Raw genomic sequence first — 18,516 nt, forward strand, 5'->3', positions numbered from 1 at the left:
TAATTTAGCTCTATGCCGAACAAAAAATCAAAACTACTTCTTGCATCTGAGGTCAACGTTCCTGTGTTTATCGGGTGTTTTTTCATCTATGTCCTGGTTTTTAAACGCATGATGACTTATAATGCGCCAAAATGTTCATTATGTATTTGTTATGACTATTAGGGTTGTCGTATTCGGTGTCAAAAAGGCGGGTAACTCAAACTTTGTACGCCAAATAGAAAGAAGTATTACTCCTGAACAAGATTTATACAATAACAATAAATCCAAATCAGAAACGAATTCCTTTGAGTACATACGGTTACCGCAAAAAAATGATTCACCTGCATGTGATGTGTGGATTATGCATCATGTTGAAAAATATATAACCCTACTTCCTGTTTATTACACGCACGCACATATAGGTCTTTATTGCCTGGATTTGTCTAAAATCCAGGACGACAATGAGGATGAGCAGACAATAATTAAGGACATTATCGAGTACCGGAAGCATAACCCTAACGCACCTTTAATTTTAGTAGGAACAAAAAGAGAGTTGTGCGAGGATGCTGATAGTAAAATTTCCGCCATCTATAAAAGTCTTCAGGCAAAACTCGATGAAATGGATATCGAAGGATTTGCTGAACACATTGCTGTTTCAGATAATGACGAAAATTTAACACAGTTTCCAAAATGGCTTGAATCCATTGCTGCAAAGAAAAAGCCTCTAGCTTATTCCCTCTTGAAGGCGAGAAATAAATTACCCGAGGAGTCCGTCCTTTATCAAGCTCTTGATCATTTTATTTTTGTCGCTGAAGAGTTAGATTTAACAAAAAATCAGATGGATGAACTCGGGAAAGAAGCTTGCCTATTAATACGGGGTTTAAAAACAGAAAGCGTTCCTATAAAAAGCGCGGCGATTGAAACCTTCTCTAAAAATTGCCATAGGATTTTGAAAGACGAACCCTCAAAAATAAACAAGGCGGTTGATGCTGTCGTGGCAGCCGCAATTGCCACTCTCTTTGTTTTTGGGGTTGGGTTTACTTTAGGATGTGCTGCCGGTGTATGGACTGGTCCTTTCGCTTTGCTAACAGGTATTGCAACAGGCTCTGCTGCTGCAATCACTTTATTGGCAGCTAGTGGCACATGTGGCGTCGCAGCAGGAAGTCTATCCGCATTTGGCTTTTTCAGAGAAACCCCTCTTTCATCTTCAGTAATCGAGGAGGTCGCGGAAGCAGCAAAAACACAAAAAATAGAATTAATAGCTTAATTGAAGTGAGTCACCACCGCTCATCAATCACCCGATTGCCTATGTATTCCTCAATTCTCCGCTTTGTGGCAGGGCTAATATCTTCCGGCAAATTCTTAAGATCGAACCATTGCTCATCTAAGATTTCGAAAGAGCGCACAGGTTTTTTTTCAAATTGCTCCACTAAGTAGAGGACAATGTAATCATCGCGATTTTCGTGATTGCTATGGTAAACGCTAAAAAGCTTCGGCAAAGCTAAACAAGTAATCCCAGCCTCTTCCCAAAGCTCTCTCTGTACGGCCTGTATCGGAGTTTCTCCTGCTTCAATAGCACCACCAATAGTGTACCATCCCGTGACATAAGTGTGCTTTATCAGTAATACTCTGTTTTCCTGAATGACTAGCGCTCTAGCCCCCACCCTTTTATCAACAAACAAGGAGAAAACAAAGCTTTTTATTCGTCCTAAAAAGTTACGCATTCACACTCCAGATTACACTTAATGATGTTAGGCGCACAGTTAAACTGCCAAAGGGCAGCAAGGTTTATCCATTAAAATATCTTGGCTAAAGGGACTCAATTTGGTAATAAAAAATCCTACGATGTTTCTGCCTACCCAATTTTCGGTACCATCAAAACGTCTCACTGTAGAGCTTTTTTGGCCAGTACCGAGCAAAATTTTATCGACATAACTGAAGCAGTCTCTTTCACCTGCTTTCATTTTAGTGAATATGTACGCATAGCTATTATGAATTTCTCGCAACTGCAGATGCAATGCCATCATTTCTACAATCTTTTCACCTGTCACTGTTCGTGTTTCTATTTGGGTCAGTTTTCGAGTTTTAACATCAGATTGGCCCGTTGAGAATTCAATCAGCTCAGGGTCTTCCTGATTTGGTAGTGACAAAATAATGCAAGCATGATGCCCCAGATACCCTTCCAAGTTTTTACTCGTAAATTGAGCGCTAAGTGTACCAATTGTAAAAACTTGCTCTGAATCTAAAAATTGTTCATAAGTGGTTCTATTGCCTGCAAAACAGTCTTTCAAGAGCCTACTTTCCACTTGATCTTTACAGTGCGATAGAGGCATTACAATATTCGTTTGCAGAACGTGCAAACTTTCTTTAATTCCGTCTAGGCAAAACTTTAATTGTCGCGTTAATTCTTCTTTAAATAATTTTTTCGGTGTTCTAAAACCAATAGCCGCTCCTAGAGAAAACCCAATGATCAATCCATCTAAAAGATGGCTAAGCGGATTGCTGAAGCTGCAAATGCTTCGACCAAGCCCCACGATACCTCCAACTAAACCTCCCAGCACACCAGTCATAATGGCTAGCAGCGTTGAACCAAGATCAATCAATGCATAACCTACAACAACAGAAAGACGGTTTGTTTGGGAAAATTTGCAAAGTTTTTGGAAAGATTGATTCACTTCGTCGAGTAAATTTTGGGGTAAAGTGTCGCCTTCAGGTTGTAAGAATTTGGATAATTTTTGACTTAAAACTGTCAATTCTTCAAGAAAATCCTGATAAACCTCAGCATCTGCTTTTTTTATCGAATTAAGTGCCAACAATAAATAGTACTTAAGTTCATTGACTGGAAGTCCTTGGATAATCGCAAGACAGGATTCTAAACTAGATTTCTCGAAGGCACGGGGCATAACTAAGAACTCTCTCAAAAAACTTGCCCTAGCTTAATAATTATCGTATTTCTTCGCTAGAGCCTAAAATAGAAAAGGGATATATTATCACAGAATCACTCATTACCCGTATTGCGGTCAAAACGCAATAAAGCATAGTTTGCCCGTGCAACAGCCTCATCCATCGCTTGCTGAGGTGTCTTAAGGCCAGCAAAGATGGATTCTAAAGCTTCATCATTAATCGTTCTGATCTGGTTCTGCGGACCGATGTGGAGACGTACCCGCTCATCTCGCTGCTGACCCAAATCTGCCTGAGCAAGCGCGAGGATAGAAGAGTTGATTTCATTCGAAAAAGAATAAATCCCGTCAGTGCCTAATGGCAAATAGCCAGTTCGCTGATGCCACCGTTGCTGCACCTGCGGTTGGGCGATGTATGAAAAAAATTGAGCTATACCAGGATATACAGTAGGAGATCGCCCCGCAACAACCCAAAGCGCAGCTCCTCCAGCAACGTCATTATGACGGATTTTACTAATTTGTGTATCCAACGGTAAGATTGCAACGCCTAAGCGGAATTTTACCAATCCAGCAAGGCTATTATAACTTCCCGAAGATTGACTGAATAATGGACACTGACCACTGGTAAATAACACCGTGGCGTCACTCGTTCTTCCACCGTATTCAAAATAATGTTTTTCCTGCCATGTTTTTAGGCGCTCAAGATGACCAACCATCGCCTTACTGTTGTAAACAGCATGTGTTGGCGCAGGTTCAATCATTGCCAATCCATGAATAGATAAAAATGACTCGATTTGTATCCAACCTGGATATGCACTCGTATAGGCACAGGGATAACCTGCCTTCCTGAGCTTACCTGCTAGAATTTCCAGCTCAGCCCAAGTTCGTGGGAAAGTATCCGCGTTATACCCCTCTTTTTCGACCGCATCGGCATTATAAAAAATAACAGGAATAGAGGTATTAAAAGGCATGGCCAGCAAGCGGTTCTCTTCACTATAGAAGGCCCGCACTGCAGGTAAGAAACTTTCTTTAGGTAAAAAAACACCCTGTTCTTGCATGAGTGTTTCAACAGGCTTAATGATGCCTTTAGGATGGAGCATCGTTGCCGTGCCTACTTCAAAAACCTGTATAAGATCAGGGGGTTGCTTGGCTCTAAAAGCAGCAGCGAAACTGGTTAGTGATTCAATATATTCACCTTTGTAGACCGGTTTTACTACATAATTGCTTTGAGTGTGATTAAAATCAGCCGCCAACTGATTAATTTCTTCCCCCAAATGCCCAGCAAACGAATGCCACATCACAATTTCGACGGGTTTTGCTTGCAGCGTGAGGAAGGAAAATTGCAAGAAAAATAAAATAATGAACCGGCTCATGACAACAGATCTGGGTAATCACTGAACACTGCATCAACGCCCCAATCGAAGAGTTTTTTAGCTTGGCGTTTGCGATTCACAGTATAAACACAAAGCACGTAACCTTGCTCCTTGATTTGTTGGACACGGGCTGCATTAAGGGCACGTTTATTAAAGTGCACCGAATAACATTGTAATTCTTTAGCCTTTGCTAACCAATCTTTATCCCACTCATCGAGAAGTAAGCCAAGCGGCATCTCTGGCGCTAAGCTTCGGCATAAGCTCAAAGCAACAAGATCAAAACTGGATACTAATGGCAAGGGTTTTGACTGAGGCCAATAACGGTTAATATGGGAAAGTACTGCTACGGTTGTTTGCTCAGAAGTCCCTGGATAAGGCTTTATTTCAATATTCGCTTTCACATCAGAAAAGGTTAACCACTGCAACACGTCACGAAAATGAGGAATTTTTTCCCCACGAAAGCGCCTGGAAAACCATTTTCCCGCATCCAAGCTTTGCAAATATTCCGCAGTAACTAAACCGATTTCACCCTTGCCGTTTGTGGTACGCTTTAAGGACTCATCATGAAAGACAAAAGGCTCTCCGTCCGCACTAAGCATCACATCGAATTCTAAATAACGACACCCCATTGACAAGGCTTTATCAAAAGCAGCAATGGTATTCTCAGGTGCGTAAGCAGAAGCGCCTCGATGTCCTATGATTCGCTCAAGGGTTTGCACTTGGATTTTCCTCTTGTCGATTGGAGGCGAGTTCGACTAATGCATTCATTATTAATTCATTACTTACGGTCAATGCAGGTGCTGGGGTAGCTGCAGCAGCCATCACCATTGTATTCAATGCCCGCGGTTGATAAGCTTTAGCCATTGGAATAGCTTGATCCCCTTCAAAGAAATAGATGCGATGTACACTGTAATTTTGATTTGTGTACGTTTTATCCAATCGGTTTAATTCACCGTTAATCTGCTGATACAAATAATCCCTTAGCTGCGCTCTAACCTGTTGGGTCTCTTCGAGACTTGGCTTAAACTCAACCGCATTGATTTCGTAAGTGGCTCCTGGTTTACTCACATTTTTTGCATTTTGATAAATGTCAGTCAAGCTTCCTTGAGGCACCCTTGCCTGGGCTGCAACATACAATTTTTCAAGTCCTGAACTGTCTTGGGAACGATCAAATTGAGTTAATTGCCACTGACCAGCAGCAATTTTATTTAAATTATTCATAATCTCTGCACGGGCTTTCACTAAATCAGCATTCGTCAAAGTGGCATTGATACTTACGGTTAGCAATGCAGATTGGGTTGTAACCCACTGTTTAGCAGAAACTTGAAAGACGACCTTATCCAGCATCATTTTATGAGGTAAATTAGCAGCATTCGCTAATGGACTTAGCGCCGCCAGTGCTAACATTGCAGCCAGTTTTCTCATCGCTATCTCCGATATTCAATTTAAAGCAGTTTACACTAGCGTCGGCTGGCTTTCCACTTGCCGCCTGAGCTTGGCTACCCAACTTTATCCTCATGAATCTATGCTTAACTTAATAATAGGATCGGAAGTTAAATTTTACTTAACTACATTGCTTTCAATCGGGAATGGATTTATAACATGTAGGATGCAATTTCACTGGAGCACTATTGATGATGTCTGTTAACGAAATAAAGCCAAACGAAGCACTCACCATTCAAGATGATTTTCTTGATTACGCACTAGTGCATGGGTTTGGTGATCTGCATTTTAAAGTGGATCCCGAAACAGGTATGAAGGCCATAATTGCCATTCATAGTACTAAACTAGGTCCAGCTCTAGGAGGTTGTCGTTTTATAGAATACCCAAATACAACAAGTGCCATTTATGATGCCATGCGTTTAGCCAGAGGCATGAGCTATAAGGCTGCTTCGGTTAATCTTCCTCTAGGCGGTGGCAAAGCAGTTGTTATTAAACCAAATAAACCTTTTGACCGTGAAGCATACTTACATGCTTTTGGAAAATTTGTTAATGAATTAAACGGTCGTTATATCACGGCTTTGGATAGTGGTACGCAATTAAGCGACATGGACATAATTGCCCAACATACTCCTTACGTAGCCAGCCTATCAAGCCATAATGGCGATCCGTCTCCTTCCACAGCTAAAGGGGTGTTGAGAGGGATTCAGGCCGCTGTTGAATTCAAATTAGGCAAAAATAAATTAGAAGGCTTACATATTGCCATACAAGGCTTAGGCCATGTTGGTTATTTGCTAGCAGGGCATCTTCACGAATTGGGTGCTAAACTGACGGTCGCCGATATCAAAGCCACTAATGTTGAACGCGCAGTAAAAGAATTTGGTGCCGAAGTTGTCCCTACTGAATCAATTCATAAAGTGCCTTGCGATGTTTTTGCACCTTGTGCATTGGGGGCGATTATCAACGACCGCACTATAGGCCAATTACAAACTCCGATTATTGCAGGGGCTGCCAATAATCAGCTCGCCCACACTTACCATGGACAATTGTTGCATGAAAAAGGGATCCTTTATGCCGCTGATTACGTAATCAACGCAGGGGGACTAATCTATGCAGCAAGCAAGTATTTACATACGCCTGAACAATTAGTAAATCAGCAGATTGATGGTATTCATACCTCCTTGTTAGCTATTTTTGCTCGTTCAATGCGCGAGAATCTTCCAGCGAGTGAAATTGCTGACACTTTAGCCCAAGAAAAATTAGGTTTGCTACCTGTTCACTAGGATAATTAAGCGCTAATCCGGCTTCTTTTGAGCGATTAGCGCATTAAATAAATAAGGCATCCCCAATGAAACATTTAAGTCTCACTCCAGCGCTTTATGACTACATGCTCGATATCTCTTTGCGGGAGCACCCTGTCCTGAAAGCACTGCGCGATGAAACCGCTAAATTGCCCCTTGCAAACATGCAAGTCGCGCCAGAGCAAGCACAGTTCATGCAGTTTCTCATTCGTCTTATCGATGCAAAAAAAATCTTGGAATTAGGTACTTTTACTGGCTACAGCGCATTAGCCATGGCCTTGGCTTTGCCTGATGATGGCGAACTCATCACTTGTGATATTAATACCGAATGGACTTCAATAGCCCCCCCTTTTTGGCGTGAAGCGCAGCAAGAGCATAAGATCAGTTTACGTTTAGCCCCTGCTCTGGATACACTTCATCATTTGCTGGAAGAAGGATATAACCGTAGTTTTGACTTTATCTTCATTGATGCTGATAAAACAAATTATGTGAATTATTACGAATTGGCTCTGCAATTAATTAGCCCACGAGGCATTATTGCCATAGACAACGTTTTTTGGGATGGTAAAGTAATTGATGAACATGAAACGGGTGGGCAAACTCGTGAAATCCGCCGCCTAAATGCATTAATTAAGACGGATGAACGGGTTGAGGTAAGTCTTTTAGCAATCGCAGATGGATTATTTTTAGTCAAACCACGTCTTTAGCCTTAGTTCGGATACTGCGCTAAAGACCAACAGGAGTGAGTCAATGAACGAAAATACTGCTAAAAACCCTTGCGGATTAGACGGGTTTGCGTTTTTGGAGTTCTCAGGTCCAGACAAAGCTTTACTCGATAAGCAATTTATCAATATGGGCTTTCATAAAATCGCTCAGCATAAAAATCAGGATATTTGCCTCTATCAACAAGGAGGAATCCAATTCATCGTGAATGCAGCTGCTGACTGCCAAGCCCAAGAACATGCCAAAGCCCATGGGCCAGGTGCTTGTGCGATGGGTTTTCGTGTTAAAGATGCAAAACAAGCTTATGATCATGCCATTAAACAAGGTGCAACACCTTTTCATGACTGTCAGCATGCTAATCATGATCTACCGGCCATTCAAGCCATCGGCGGAAGTGTCATCTACTTTGTTGATGATAATCATCAACCTTTTGCCAGTCACTGGCAGACAATGAAATCATCCGAGCAAGAAAAGCAAGGATGCGGCCTTACCTTTATTGATCATCTTACCCATAATGTTCACCGTGGGAATATGGATAAATGGGCACTTTTTTATGAATCCATTTTCAATTTCCATGAAATTCGCTTTTTCAATATTGTTGGCCAGATGACTGGACTAGTGAGTAGAGCTTTAGCAAGCCCTTGTGGCAAAATCAAAATTCCACTGAATGAATCAAAGGACGACAAGTCACAAATCGAGGAATTCTTACATGACTATCGCGGCGAAGGGATTCAGCACGTGGCCCTTAATACTGATGACATCTATACCACAGTAAATACATTAAGAAAACACAGTGTTGCTTTTCTCGACGTTCCGGATACCTATTATGAAATAGTCGATCAAAGAATACCTTGGCATAAAGAGCCTCTTGCTAAGCTGCAGCAAGAACGCATTTTGATCGACGGTGAGAAAGATCCGAAAGGTGGATTATTGTTACAGATTTTTACCGAAAATATATTCGGACCAGTGTTTTTTGAGATTATTCAACGCCGTGGAAATCAAGGTTTTGGTGAGGGTAATTTCCAAGCACTGTTTGAAGCTATTGAGCGGGATCAAATTAAACGAGGCACCTTACAAGAAATTCACTAAGAGGTTTTAAGGATGAAATTAGCCAGTCTTAAATCAATTGGAAATCGCGACGGCGAACTCTGCGTAGTAAGCCGCGATATAACAAGGGCTACCAAAGTTGATTACATAGCCAAAACGCTGCAAGAAGCCTTGGATCATTGGGACAAAGTTGAAGCACGCCTGAATGAAGTCTATCTTGCTTTGAATCAAGGTTCGGTAGCGAATTGCTTCCCTTTTGATTCAAGTAAAGTAGCAGCTCCTCTCCCACGCGCTTATCAATGGGCTGACGGTAGTGCCTATGTGAACCATGTGGAACTGGTCAGAAAAACACGTGGCGCTGAGATGCCAGCTGATTTTTGGACCACTCCCTTGATGTACCAAGGAGGATCTGACGGGTTTCTAGGCCCTAATGACCCCATAGAAATTGCGGATGAAGCCTACGGTGTCGATTTTGAGGCGGAGATTGCTATTATCACTGACGATGTACCAATGGGAATTACCAGCGAAAAGGCATCTCAGCACATTAAATTATTCATGCTGGTTAATGATGTGTCGTTGCGCAATTTAATCCCTGGTGAACTTGCGAGAGGATTCGGATTTTTTCAATCTAAACCTGCCAGCAGTTTTTCACCCGTTGCAATTACACCAGATGAATTAGGAAGCCACTGGGATGGCCAGCGTGTGCATTTACCGTTGTTTAGTTACCTAAATGATAACCTATTCGGTCAACCTAATGCCGGCATAGACATGACCTTTTCCTTTCCTGAATTAATTGCTCATGCTGCAAAAACGCGACATTTAGCAGCAGGTACTATTATTGGCTCGGGAACAGTTTCAAATCGCGATCGCAGCAAAGGGTCATCTTGTATTGCTGAAAGACGGATGCTTGAAGTTCTCGATGAAGGGAAACCCAAAACAGAATTTATGCATTTTGGGGATATTATTCGTATAGAAATGCTAAGTCCGGAAGGGCAATCTTATTTTGGCGCTATTAAGCAAACCCTGACTAACTATAAAGGTTTAAAGTGAAACTTTATGATTACTATCGTTCATCTGCGAGTTACCGTGTACGCATTGCACTCAATGTTAAAAATATCAGTTATGAAACCTTAGCGGTTCATCTAATCAATCATGGTGGAGAGCAATACCATCCCGATTATTTGCAATTGAATCCACAAGGTTTAGTTCCTACTTTGAATGAAAATGGGCATATCATTACCCAGTCAATAGCCATCATTGAGTACCTCGAGGAGATTTGCCCTACTCCGCATCTATTGCCTCAAACGCCTCTTGCCCGCGCACAAGTTCGAAGTATGGCACTGACTATCGCTTGCGATGTTCATCCCCTGAATAATTTACGTGTTTTGGAACGATTGAGAGGTGAATTTAATGCAGATGAACAACAAATTCTGGGCTGGTACCACCATTGGCTGAAACTAGGTTTTGACGCCCTGGAAAATCGTCTCGAAGCCATGCCACATAAAAATAAAGTATGTTATGGCAACGAAGTAAGTATGGCGGATGTGTGTCTTATTCCTCAAGTTTATAACGCACACCGGTTTAATTTTTCTATGGAGAACTACCCCCTCATCAATGAGATCTATGCTTATTGCTGCTCTTTAGAGCCCTTTAAAGCGGCTGCGCCAGAAAGCAACATGAAAGATTAACACCGTTTTTCCCATTATTACATAAAAGGATAAAATCCTATTGTTATGAGAAATATTCCGATTATTGCGATTAGGGCAACGATTAAATAATACCAATTTGTTTCATAGACTGCTCTTGTCGAACTGACCATTTTCTCAGGTACTGCCAACCATAAAATCGATTTAATCGCTATTAACCAGCCTAAGATAGTGATCACAACATCTGGCGCAAAAGTCCATCGATTATGAACCACAATGATAAAGAGACCAATAATAAGGGCCAAAGAAGCAGTCATTATAATGACTCCGGAAGATGGCTGCAGTTTTTCTACATAGGCAAGGTATGCTTGTCGCCTCATTAACATAATAATGGCCATAATCAATAAATATAAGCCGATAATCTGGGCGAGAATAAGAGAATGAAGATGTATATTTTCCATTGGTTTATCCTTAAACAATAGTCTCTATTTAATTATAGACGATTTAAAAATCTATAATTTTTCTTCTAAAACCAAGCCTTTGCGACTAAAGCGGTTGATATCCCACTCGGAGTCCGTTGAAGGATACTCCATTTTGCCTCACAGCGTTGTACGCGCCCAATCAAGACAGTTTGGCTATTACACTGATAATGAACCTTCATCCCATCATAAACAGCGCCATCATCCACTGCTTGACATTTCTCTCCTGTCGTTAATTCAACAGCCCAAGGATAAGCCTCAGCCATATCAAGAGAGGTATTTTGGGTATTATCTACAGGTGTGGACAAATTAATTTGGACACTATCTCCAACCCAAGGGGATTGTGGACACACAGCTTCCTTGTGCGACCCGTATTCTTTCACAAAGCAAGGATCATAAACTTTATTCGCTGCTACACAACGCCAAGCATCCTCTCGTTTAATACGCTGCGATTGCTGCCAGCATTGTCCAGGGATGACTTCTTTAATCACTACGGGGGTTCCATCGGCAAAAGGACGGTATAATTTTAATTCAGTATCATCCGCAAACGAGTAAACCGGCAGGATAATCATAAAAAATACTATAACTCCACGCAGCATATGTTCCCCCCTTGATTTCATTTAGTGTATCATTCAAAGTTTTTATCCAATGATTACATTATACGTAATTTATACAGCAGCTTATTCTCCCTATACTAATTGGAGTACATCATGACAGAGGTCTACACAGTAAAACAATGTTTAGATGGTGAAATTCCTGTTGATCAAACAGTCACCGTACGCGGTTGGATTAAAACGCGTCGCGATTCAAAAGCAGGATTATCCTTTATTAGTTTACATGATGGCTCTTGCTTTGCGCCAATCCAAATTGTAGCCACTGATAATTTAACGAATTATCATCAGGATATCATCAAACTCACAACCGGTTGTTCTATCATCACAACAGGTAAACTTGTTTTATCTCAAGGTAAAGGCCAGGCTTTTGAAATTCAAGCTGAAACCATTGAGGTGGTTGGCTGGGTAGAAAATCCTGACACTTATCCTATTCAAGCGAAGCGTCATACCTTAGAGTTTTTACGGGAAGTCGCCCACTTACGCCCAAGAACCAATACCATAAGCGCAGTTACTCGAGTTCGTCATTGTTTAGCACAAGCAGTGCATCAATTTTTCAATGAGCGGGGTTATTTTTGGATCCATACGCCGATTATCACATCAAGCGATTGTGAAGGCGCTGGTGAAATGTTTCGAGTAAGCACCTTAGATCTGTTTAACATCCCTAAAACCCCACAAGGGCAAATCGATTTTACCCAAGATTTCTTCGGCCGCGAAGCCTTTCTCACCGTTTCAGGTCAATTAAACGTTGAAGCATATTGTTTAGCAATGTCTAAAGTATACACTTTCGGTCCCACTTTCCGGGCTGAAAATTCTAACACAAGCAGACACTTAGCTGAATTCTGGATGATTGAACCTGAACTCGCTTTTGCAACATTAAGTGACATTTGCGAGCTTAGCCAAGCAATGTTGCGCTATTTATGTAAAACCGTTTTGGAAGAGCGTGCTGACGATATGAACTTCTTTAACCAGTTTGTGGCTCCGGGTTGCATTGAGCGCTTAGAACACATCGTAGCCTCTGATTTCGAAATCATGTCGTACACCGATGCAATCAAAGCTTTGGAAAATACCAATCACAAGTTTGAGTTTCCTGTGAGTTGGGGACTTGACTTGCAATCAGAGCATGAACGCTATCTTGCAGAAGAGCTTTGCAAAAAGCCGGTCATTCTTACTGACTATCCCAAAGACATTAAGGGATTTTATATGCGCTTAAATGAAGACGGGAAAACAGTTGCCGCTATGGATGTATTAGCCCCAGGAATCGGTGAGATAATTGGCGGTAGCCAGCGCGAAGAGCGGTTAGAAGTCCTTGATCACCGGATGGATGAGTGCAATTTAAATAAAGAGAGCTATCAATGGTATAGGGATTTGCGTCGCTACGGCACAGTCCCTCACGCCGGTTATGGCCTGGGGTTTGAGCGGCTAATCAGTTATGTAACAGGGGTCAGCAACGTGCGTGATGTGATTCCTTTTCCACGCACTCCTGGACATGCAGATTATTAAAGGTTATTAAATTAACGTGTCATCCTGAATATCGCGAAGGATCCCCTGACTCCTGGCAGTAGCCTCTTCGAGGGGATCCTCAGTTTGTTCAGAACCCGACCTAATGATTCTAAATGAGATGTCCATCCTGAATGGTTAATATTTTATCCATTCGTGCAGCTATTTGTTGGTCATGCGTCACAATAACCAGCGCTGTTTTCAAATGTTCATTCAAGCCCAGCATAAGATCAAAAATTTTTAACGCAGTTGCATTATCCAAATTCCCTGTGGGTTCATCCGCCAAAACGCAATGAGGCTCATGGACTAAAGCTCTAGCTATTGCAACGCGTTGACGCTCTCCGCCAGAGAGTTGTGAAGGTTTATGCCCTAGGCGATGTGCTAATCCAACTTTCTCTAAAATGGTTTCCGCCTGTTTTTGTGCCTCAGCAAGGGATTTATTTGCCAATAACAAAGGCATGCACACATTTTCCAAAGCAGTAAACTCAGGTAATAAATGATGAAACTGATAGACGAAACCTAATTCCTTATTGCGCAGCCTACATCGCTGTTTTTCGGAGAGTGTTTGCCAGTTAACATTTTGTATCAATAATTTCCCACTACTCGGTCTGTCCAAGCCACCTAGCAAATGCAATAAGGTGCTTTTACCGGAACCTGAAGGCCCAACGATGGCAATACGTTCACCACGGCTAATGGTGAAATTAATCCCTTTTAATACCTCAATTGACTCTGTGCCGTCATGGTAAGTTTTACCTAAATTTTGGCAATCAAAAATAACATCACTCATAGTGTAAAGCCTCCGCTATCACGGTTTTTGAGGCACGCCAAGCCGGATAAATGGTCGCAATAAAACTCATGAATAAAGCAGCAGCACAAATTTGCCATAAATCACTCATCATAATTTTTGAAGGCAAGTAATCCACAAAGTAAACATTCGATGAAAGGAGTTGAGTATGGAAGACCGACTGTAGAAAATTAACGATTGATGTCGCATTCGATGCCAAAATAATTCCCGCAATCAATCCTAATAATGTCCCTACTACTCCTACCATCATTCCTTGCACAATGAATATCCAAAGAATCGTGGATGGCGTTGCGCCAATCGTTCTTAGAATAGCGATCTCCGATTGCTTGTCATTCACAACCATTACTAAGGATGAAACCAAATTGAAAGCGGCCACTGCAATAATCAGAAGCAAGATTAAAAACATCATGGTTTTTTCCATCTTAACAGCATGAAAAAATGGGCCAAATTGCTGTGTCCAGTTACCTACTTCATATTGCTCGCCTAACTTATCAGCTAATTGATCAGAGATTTTTGGGGCATCATAAATATTACTAATTTTCATTTTCAGCCCAGTTACTGCATCGCCTAACTGCATGAGTTTTTGGGCATCTGTCAAATTGATAAAAGCAAGTTTTGCATCAAAATTAAATCCAGTGCCTGCGGAAAATACCCCTGCCACTGTAAAGCGCTTAAAACGGGGAATCATCCCTGTTGGAGTGACCGTCGCCTGAGGAATCATAATTGTTACTTTATCTCCCACCATGACGCCAAGGCTATCAGCCAGATTACGGCCAAGGAGGATGCCAAAATGTTGCAAATCAGCAATATCTCCCATAAGCAACTTATCTTGTATATGCGTTATAGACTGCTCTTGTATAGGATCAACACCAGTAAGAACAATAGGTAATACTTGGCCTTCATGAGTAAGCAGGCCTTGTCCACCAATATAAGGAGCTACCGCAATAACTCCTGGCGTACGTTTAAGCTCATTCTGCAAAAGCTGCCAATCGACTATTTTGCCTTCCTTACCGCTTACAGTAATTTCTGGGGCCATTCCAAAAAAACGCTTGTGGATTTCTTCATCAAAACCATTCATTACCGAGAGCACGGTAATCAGTACCATGACTCCTAGTCCAATCCCTAGCATTGAGCTTAAAGAAATGAAGGAAACGAAATGATTTCGTTTTTTAGCGCGTGTGTAACGTAGTCCAATATAAAGTGCCAGTGGCTTAAACATAAGGAATGTAACTTGTAAAAGATCTATTGTAGTTAAATTCAGCTTGGCATGATATAGCTAATTCACTTTTCTCTATTCCAGATACTCCCAAACGCTTGTTTTTTAGCAAGCAATCTCAACAATTCATATACTCATTATCATGCAATACACACAGTTATCCACAGATTCTGTGGAAAATTTTTCCGCTATCAATGAAGAGTTGTGATATTTTTAATAAATAGAAGCACTCAAAATAAACGATTAATGGACAAATGGGGCAAGTATGCCTCGGGATTGAGAGCAATAATGGAATGGATCGATGATACACGACGTCATTTGGGAAAAATTTTGGACAGTATGGGATTAGGCCCCCAGGAAACTCCCTACCAAATTATTGCTACGTTTGATGGGGCAAGGCTGAGGAAATACGATCATGATGAATCATCAGGCCCTAACGTCCTTATTATTCCTGCCCCTTTTAAGAGAGCCTATATTTGGGATCTCATTCCCGATGTCAGTGTTGTACGGCGTTGCTTAGAACAAGGAATGCAAGTCTTTTTACTAGAATGGACTACTCCCAACCAACAAGGATTTGGTTTGAGGGAATATACCGACACCTTGCCTCTAACGGCTGTTAATGCAATCAAAGCAAATACACAGTGCCAAGCGCCAGTGTTACTGGGTCATTCCTTAGGAGGTACATTTGCCGCAATTTTCGCCTCCTTATTTCCAGAGAGAGTCCATGGTCTTGTTTTAGTGGATACTCCTCTTGCTTTTGGCCAAGAAGGAGGCCCTTTAGCAGAAGCCATAGCCAAAATTCCTGACCTGAACTTATTCCATGCCTTTACTGGAAACGCTGTTTCTGGAACATTGATTAACCTCTTAAGCCTTGCTGCTGCGCCTGAAGTTTTTCATTTTCAAACATTATCTGATTTAGCAGCCTGTTCCTTCAATCCTAAAGCAATGGAAATTCATGCACGTGTAAGTCGTTGGGCATATGATGAATTCCCTTTGCCTTGGCGACTTTTCGAAGAAATTACTGAACAACTTTTTCGTAACAATGCCTTTCTTCAGGGAGGACTTAAAATTGGCAAACGTTATACAAGCTTAGCCCAATTACGCTCACCTACCTTAGCTATTGTCAACCCTTTTGGCGGCGTAGTCCCTCCTGATTCTTTAATCAAAGGTCTTCAATCAACTCAAGCCCAACCATTCAAGGTACTCATTTATGAGTCAGATTGCGGCCCAGTAATTCAGCATTTAGGCCCTCTTGTTTCTCAACTCGCTCATCAACAGTTATGGCCTCAAATTTTGGATTGGATTATTCAAACCACTACCAAACACAACTGAGTCTTTTGCCAATCGTGATGTAAAAAACCTAAACATCACACTAATCTCCTTTTTTTATAAGCTATTCGACAGTGTATACACAGAGTTATCCACTGAATTTGTGGATAACAAAATTTATTTGAAATAGTTAAGGAAAGCGCCAACCCCTTGTCCGGTATGGATTATTATTGTTATAAAAAGAAAGCTGAGGCAAATTGAGATAAGTGAGTTGGAGAAGATATCCACAGGATTGATGAACGAAGGGAAGTCCACCGGGTGGACTATCTTAACAAATAAAAAATAAAAAAACAGTCTTGACTTCATTTATTTTTAAAACCATTTCTCAAAAATGGCTTCATGGAATAATAGTACGCAAGATTGGATTTTCTAAAGAGATCAAAGTTTCCGTGGATTGAATTTCCTCAATCGCTTGTATCTTGTTAATCAGCACTTTTTGGAGTGCCTCAATTGAGCGACACATGACTTTAATAAATATGCTGTAAGAACCTGTCGTGTAATAAGCTTCTACCACTTCGTCGAGGCTTTTCAGCTTAGCAAGCACGGAATGATAATCCTTTGCACCTTTTAAAATAATACCAATGAAACAACAAACGTCATAGCCTAATTGCTTTGGATCAACCTGGGCATACACACCTGTAATGATTCCTGCCTGTTTCATTTTTTCTATTCTCACATGGATAGTCCCTGGGCTTACGTCAAAATTTTTAGCTAATTCAGCATAAGGGACCCGTGCATTTCTAATAAGAGCATTGAGAATATTTTTATCGAGATTATCGATTTGATAATTTTCCATCCGATAGCACCACCTATTTTGAATTTAATTTAAAATAATTTAGCTTATTTTAAATAAAATACAGTTAAAATACAAAATTTATTAATTAATATTGAATTTATAAGGCTATTTATTGTGAAATATTCATGATAACTTTTAAGTGAGTAGCCACAATGAAGCAGCAATTTATCGAAAAGCAACAGCAAATCAGCTTTGTAAAACGTTTTTTCTCGCGACAACTCGAACAACAATTAGGATTGATAGAGGTTCAAGCCCCCATCTTGAGCAAAGTGGGGGATGGGGAGCAAGATAATCTTTCCGGCGTTGAAAAAGCAGTTAACGTAACAATCAAAGCATTACCCGGGGCTGCCTACGAAGTAGTCCATTCTCTCGCAAAATGGAAACGTAAGATGCTAGGGCGATTCAATTTTGAAGTCGGAGAAGGACTATACACCCATATGAAAGCCCTTCGCCCTGATGAAAAAAAACTAACTGCCATCCATTCTGTGCACGTCGACCAATGGGATTGGGAACGCGTCATGGCTGAAGGCGAACGTACTTTAGCTTACCTGAAGCAAACAGTAACTAAAGTATATGATGCCATAAAAAAGACTGAGGCAGCGGTATACGCTGAATTTGGTTTAGCTCCATTTTTACCTGAAAAAATCACATTTGTGCATAGCGAGCAACTTCTTAAACGATACCCCCATCTGAGCGCTAAAAAACGTGAACGTGTTATTACAAAAGAATTAGGTGCTGTTTTTTTAATCGGTATTGGATCTCAACTCTCCAATGGTGAACCCCATGACCTAAGGGCACCAGACTATGATGATTGGATAAGTCAGAATGAAGAGGGTTTTGTAGGCCTGAATGGGGATATTTTAGTATGGAATCCCGTCCTGGAAGATAGCTTTGAAATTTCTTCTATGGGCATCAGAGTTAATGCAGAAACATTAAGACAGCAACTGATGATTACTCAAAATGAAGAGCGCTTGAATTTGGAATGGCATCAAAAATTGCTTCGGGGCGAATTTCCTCAAACCATTGGCGGCGGCATTGGCCAATCTCGTTTAACCATGCTGTTATTAAAACAGAAACACATTGGTCAGGTCCAATGCAGTGTCTGGGCTCCTGATGTTCATGAACAAATGGCTCTTTATTGAGCCATTAATCCAACATTTAACCACGTCGATTATGAAATCTGGAAGGTTCAAGCAAACCTACCCACATCCAAGTCGTCTCCTTGCTTAAAATTTAACTTATTGTGAAATCGCCATTATGACGAAACAATAGCCGCCCTTTGGAATCTCTTGTATACTCTATCAACACTCAGTTAAGAAAAAAGCCTATTTTCATAGCCAATCTTATCTGAGTACTCCACTCAATAATTAC

The 18,516-nt window shown here is 41.1% G+C and carries 19 protein-coding genes; 9 read left to right on the top strand and 10 right to left on the bottom strand.

From position 1 onward, the window contains the following. The first annotated feature begins 151 nt into the window (after window positions 1-151). On the top strand, window positions 152-1,246 hold the full coding sequence (locus LMI_RS10040; protein WP_143001005.1) for a P-loop NTPase family protein: 1,095 nt from the start codon (window positions 152-154) through the stop codon (window positions 1,244-1,246). Between the two features lie 10 nt (window positions 1,247-1,256). Here the strand turns inward: LMI_RS10040 and LMI_RS10045 are convergent, their stop codons facing one another. The 5 genes from LMI_RS10045 to LMI_RS10065 all read right to left on the bottom strand — a co-directional run bounded on the left by LMI_RS10045 (window position 1,257) and on the right by LMI_RS10065 (window position 5,677). Then, entirely contained in the window at window positions 1,257-1,703 is a 447-nt protein-coding gene (locus tag LMI_RS10045; RefSeq protein WP_045099681.1) for an NUDIX domain-containing protein, read from the bottom strand. 39 nt (window positions 1,704-1,742) lie between these two features. Further along, window positions 1,743-2,882, bottom strand: coding sequence for a hypothetical protein (locus LMI_RS10050; protein ID WP_045099682.1), 1,140 nt, complete (start codon window positions 2,880-2,882; stop codon window positions 1,743-1,745). 95 nt (window positions 2,883-2,977) lie between these two features. Beyond that, on the bottom strand, window positions 2,978-4,252 hold the full coding sequence (locus tag LMI_RS10055; RefSeq protein ID WP_045099683.1) for an extracellular solute-binding protein: 1,275 nt from the start codon (window positions 4,250-4,252) through the stop codon (window positions 2,978-2,980). Then, a complete protein-coding gene (gene ugpQ / locus LMI_RS10060) occupies window positions 4,249-4,971 on the bottom strand; it encodes a glycerophosphodiester phosphodiesterase (RefSeq protein ID WP_045099684.1) in 723 nt (240 codons plus the stop codon). The genes LMI_RS10055 and ugpQ overlap by 4 nt, the downstream gene beginning before the upstream one ends. Next, the gene (locus LMI_RS10065) at window positions 4,958-5,677 is read right to left on the bottom strand and encodes a hypothetical protein (RefSeq protein ID WP_045099685.1); all 720 of its coding nucleotides are present in this window, start codon (window positions 5,675-5,677) and stop codon (window positions 4,958-4,960) included. The genes ugpQ and LMI_RS10065 overlap by 14 nt, the downstream gene beginning before the upstream one ends. A 209-nt stretch (window positions 5,678-5,886) precedes the next feature. Here LMI_RS10065 and LMI_RS10070 point away from each other — a divergent pair, with 209 nt between their 5' ends. The 5 genes from LMI_RS10070 (at window position 5,887) to maiA (ending at window position 10,451) form a co-directional block, all read left to right on the top strand. Next, window positions 5,887-6,975, top strand: a complete 1,089-nt coding sequence (locus tag LMI_RS10070) for a Leu/Phe/Val dehydrogenase (RefSeq protein WP_045099686.1) — start codon at window positions 5,887-5,889, stop codon at window positions 6,973-6,975. Window positions 6,976-7,040: 65 nt separating this feature from the next. After that, the gene (locus tag LMI_RS10075) at window positions 7,041-7,700 is read left to right on the top strand and encodes a class I SAM-dependent methyltransferase (protein WP_045099687.1); all 660 of its coding nucleotides are present in this window, start codon (window positions 7,041-7,043) and stop codon (window positions 7,698-7,700) included. 43 nt (window positions 7,701-7,743) lie between these two features. Then, window positions 7,744-8,805 (top strand): 4-hydroxyphenylpyruvate dioxygenase, encoded by a 1,062-nt coding sequence (hppD, locus tag LMI_RS10080; RefSeq protein ID WP_045099688.1) that lies wholly within the window; start codon window positions 7,744-7,746, stop codon window positions 8,803-8,805. Between the two features lie 12 nt (window positions 8,806-8,817). Beyond that, window positions 8,818-9,813 (top strand): fumarylacetoacetate hydrolase family protein, encoded by a 996-nt coding sequence (locus LMI_RS10085; protein ID WP_045099689.1) that lies wholly within the window; start codon window positions 8,818-8,820, stop codon window positions 9,811-9,813. Next, window positions 9,810-10,451 carry a maleylacetoacetate isomerase gene (gene maiA, locus LMI_RS10090; protein ID WP_045099690.1) on the top strand — a complete coding sequence of 214 codons (642 nt, stop codon included), beginning with the start codon at window positions 9,810-9,812 and terminating at the stop codon, window positions 10,449-10,451. The genes LMI_RS10085 and maiA overlap by 4 nt, the downstream gene beginning before the upstream one ends. A 17-nt stretch (window positions 10,452-10,468) precedes the next feature. On the opposite strand, the gene LMI_RS10095 is transcribed toward maiA, so the two are convergent. Together LMI_RS10095 and LMI_RS10100 are read right to left on the bottom strand one after the other, a co-directional pair. Beyond that, a complete protein-coding gene (locus LMI_RS10095; RefSeq protein WP_045099691.1) occupies window positions 10,469-10,870 on the bottom strand; it encodes a hypothetical protein in 402 nt (133 codons plus the stop codon). Between the two features lie 65 nt (window positions 10,871-10,935). Continuing rightward, window positions 10,936-11,508: a hypothetical protein gene (locus LMI_RS10100; protein WP_349267096.1), complete on the bottom strand. Its 573-nt coding sequence runs from the start codon at window positions 11,506-11,508 to the stop codon at window positions 10,936-10,938. Between the two features lie 90 nt (window positions 11,509-11,598). On the opposite strand from LMI_RS10100, the gene asnS reads away from it, so the two are divergent. After that, window positions 11,599-13,002 (top strand): asparagine--tRNA ligase, encoded by a 1,404-nt coding sequence (gene asnS / locus LMI_RS10105; RefSeq protein WP_045099693.1) that lies wholly within the window; start codon window positions 11,599-11,601, stop codon window positions 13,000-13,002. Window positions 13,003-13,111: 109 nt separating this feature from the next. Here the strand turns inward: asnS and lolD are convergent, their stop codons facing one another. Next, window positions 13,112-13,786, bottom strand: a complete 675-nt coding sequence (gene lolD / locus LMI_RS10110; RefSeq protein ID WP_045099694.1) for a lipoprotein-releasing ABC transporter ATP-binding protein LolD — start codon at window positions 13,784-13,786, stop codon at window positions 13,112-13,114. Further along, window positions 13,779-15,023 (bottom strand): lipoprotein-releasing ABC transporter permease subunit, encoded by a 1,245-nt coding sequence (locus tag LMI_RS10115; protein WP_045099695.1) that lies wholly within the window; start codon window positions 15,021-15,023, stop codon window positions 13,779-13,781. The genes lolD and LMI_RS10115 overlap by 8 nt, the downstream gene beginning before the upstream one ends. A 285-nt stretch (window positions 15,024-15,308) precedes the next feature. Here LMI_RS10115 and LMI_RS10120 point away from each other — a divergent pair, with 285 nt between their 5' ends. After that, window positions 15,309-16,352: an alpha/beta fold hydrolase gene (locus tag LMI_RS10120; protein ID WP_052679527.1), complete on the top strand. Its 1,044-nt coding sequence runs from the start codon at window positions 15,309-15,311 to the stop codon at window positions 16,350-16,352. 334 nt (window positions 16,353-16,686) lie between these two features. Here the strand turns inward: LMI_RS10120 and asnC are convergent, their stop codons facing one another. Then, window positions 16,687-17,145, bottom strand: a complete 459-nt coding sequence (asnC, locus tag LMI_RS10125; RefSeq protein WP_045099697.1) for a transcriptional regulator AsnC — start codon at window positions 17,143-17,145, stop codon at window positions 16,687-16,689. Window positions 17,146-17,297: 152 nt separating this feature from the next. Here asnC and asnA point away from each other — a divergent pair, with 152 nt between their 5' ends. Further along, window positions 17,298-18,287, top strand: coding sequence for an aspartate--ammonia ligase (asnA, locus tag LMI_RS10130; protein ID WP_045099698.1), 990 nt, complete (start codon window positions 17,298-17,300; stop codon window positions 18,285-18,287). The last annotated feature ends 229 nt before the right edge of the window (window positions 18,288-18,516 follow it).

Origin of the sequence: Legionella micdadei (assembly GCF_000953635.1) — a bacterium.
Taxonomy (GTDB): domain Bacteria; phylum Pseudomonadota; class Gammaproteobacteria; order Legionellales; family Legionellaceae; genus Tatlockia; species Tatlockia micdadei.

Coding starts and splice junctions, on each gene's coding strand:
- LMI_RS10040 (WP_143001005.1), top strand. CDS start 152: ATGACTATTAGGGTTGTCGTATTCGGTGTCAAAAAGGCGGGTAACTCA.
- LMI_RS10045 (WP_045099681.1), bottom strand. CDS start 1,703: ATGCGTAACTTTTTAGGACGAATAAAAAGCTTTGTTTTCTCCTTGTTT.
- LMI_RS10050 (WP_045099682.1), bottom strand. CDS start 2,882: ATGCCCCGTGCCTTCGAGAAATCTAGTTTAGAATCCTGTCTTGCGATT.
- LMI_RS10055 (WP_045099683.1), bottom strand. CDS start 4,252: ATGAGCCGGTTCATTATTTTATTTTTCTTGCAATTTTCCTTCCTCACG.
- LMI_RS10065 (WP_045099685.1), bottom strand. CDS start 5,677: ATGAGAAAACTGGCTGCAATGTTAGCACTGGCGGCGCTAAGTCCATTA.
- LMI_RS10070 (WP_045099686.1), top strand. CDS start 5,887: ATGATGTCTGTTAACGAAATAAAGCCAAACGAAGCACTCACCATTCAA.
- LMI_RS10075 (WP_045099687.1), top strand. CDS start 7,041: ATGAAACATTTAAGTCTCACTCCAGCGCTTTATGACTACATGCTCGAT.
- hppD (WP_045099688.1), top strand. CDS start 7,744: ATGAACGAAAATACTGCTAAAAACCCTTGCGGATTAGACGGGTTTGCG.
- LMI_RS10085 (WP_045099689.1), top strand. CDS start 8,818: ATGAAATTAGCCAGTCTTAAATCAATTGGAAATCGCGACGGCGAACTC.
- LMI_RS10095 (WP_045099691.1), bottom strand. CDS start 10,870: ATGGAAAATATACATCTTCATTCTCTTATTCTCGCCCAGATTATCGGC.
- LMI_RS10100 (WP_349267096.1), bottom strand. CDS start 11,508: ATGAAATCAAGGGGGGAACATATGCTGCGTGGAGTTATAGTATTTTTT.
- asnS (WP_045099693.1), top strand. CDS start 11,599: ATGACAGAGGTCTACACAGTAAAACAATGTTTAGATGGTGAAATTCCT.
- lolD (WP_045099694.1), bottom strand. CDS start 13,786: ATGAGTGATGTTATTTTTGATTGCCAAAATTTAGGTAAAACTTACCAT.
- LMI_RS10115 (WP_045099695.1), bottom strand. CDS start 15,023: ATGTTTAAGCCACTGGCACTTTATATTGGACTACGTTACACACGCGCT.
- LMI_RS10120 (WP_052679527.1), top strand. CDS start 15,309: ATGGAATGGATCGATGATACACGACGTCATTTGGGAAAAATTTTGGAC.
- asnC (WP_045099697.1), bottom strand. CDS start 17,145: ATGGAAAATTATCAAATCGATAATCTCGATAAAAATATTCTCAATGCT.
- asnA (WP_045099698.1), top strand. CDS start 17,298: ATGAAGCAGCAATTTATCGAAAAGCAACAGCAAATCAGCTTTGTAAAA.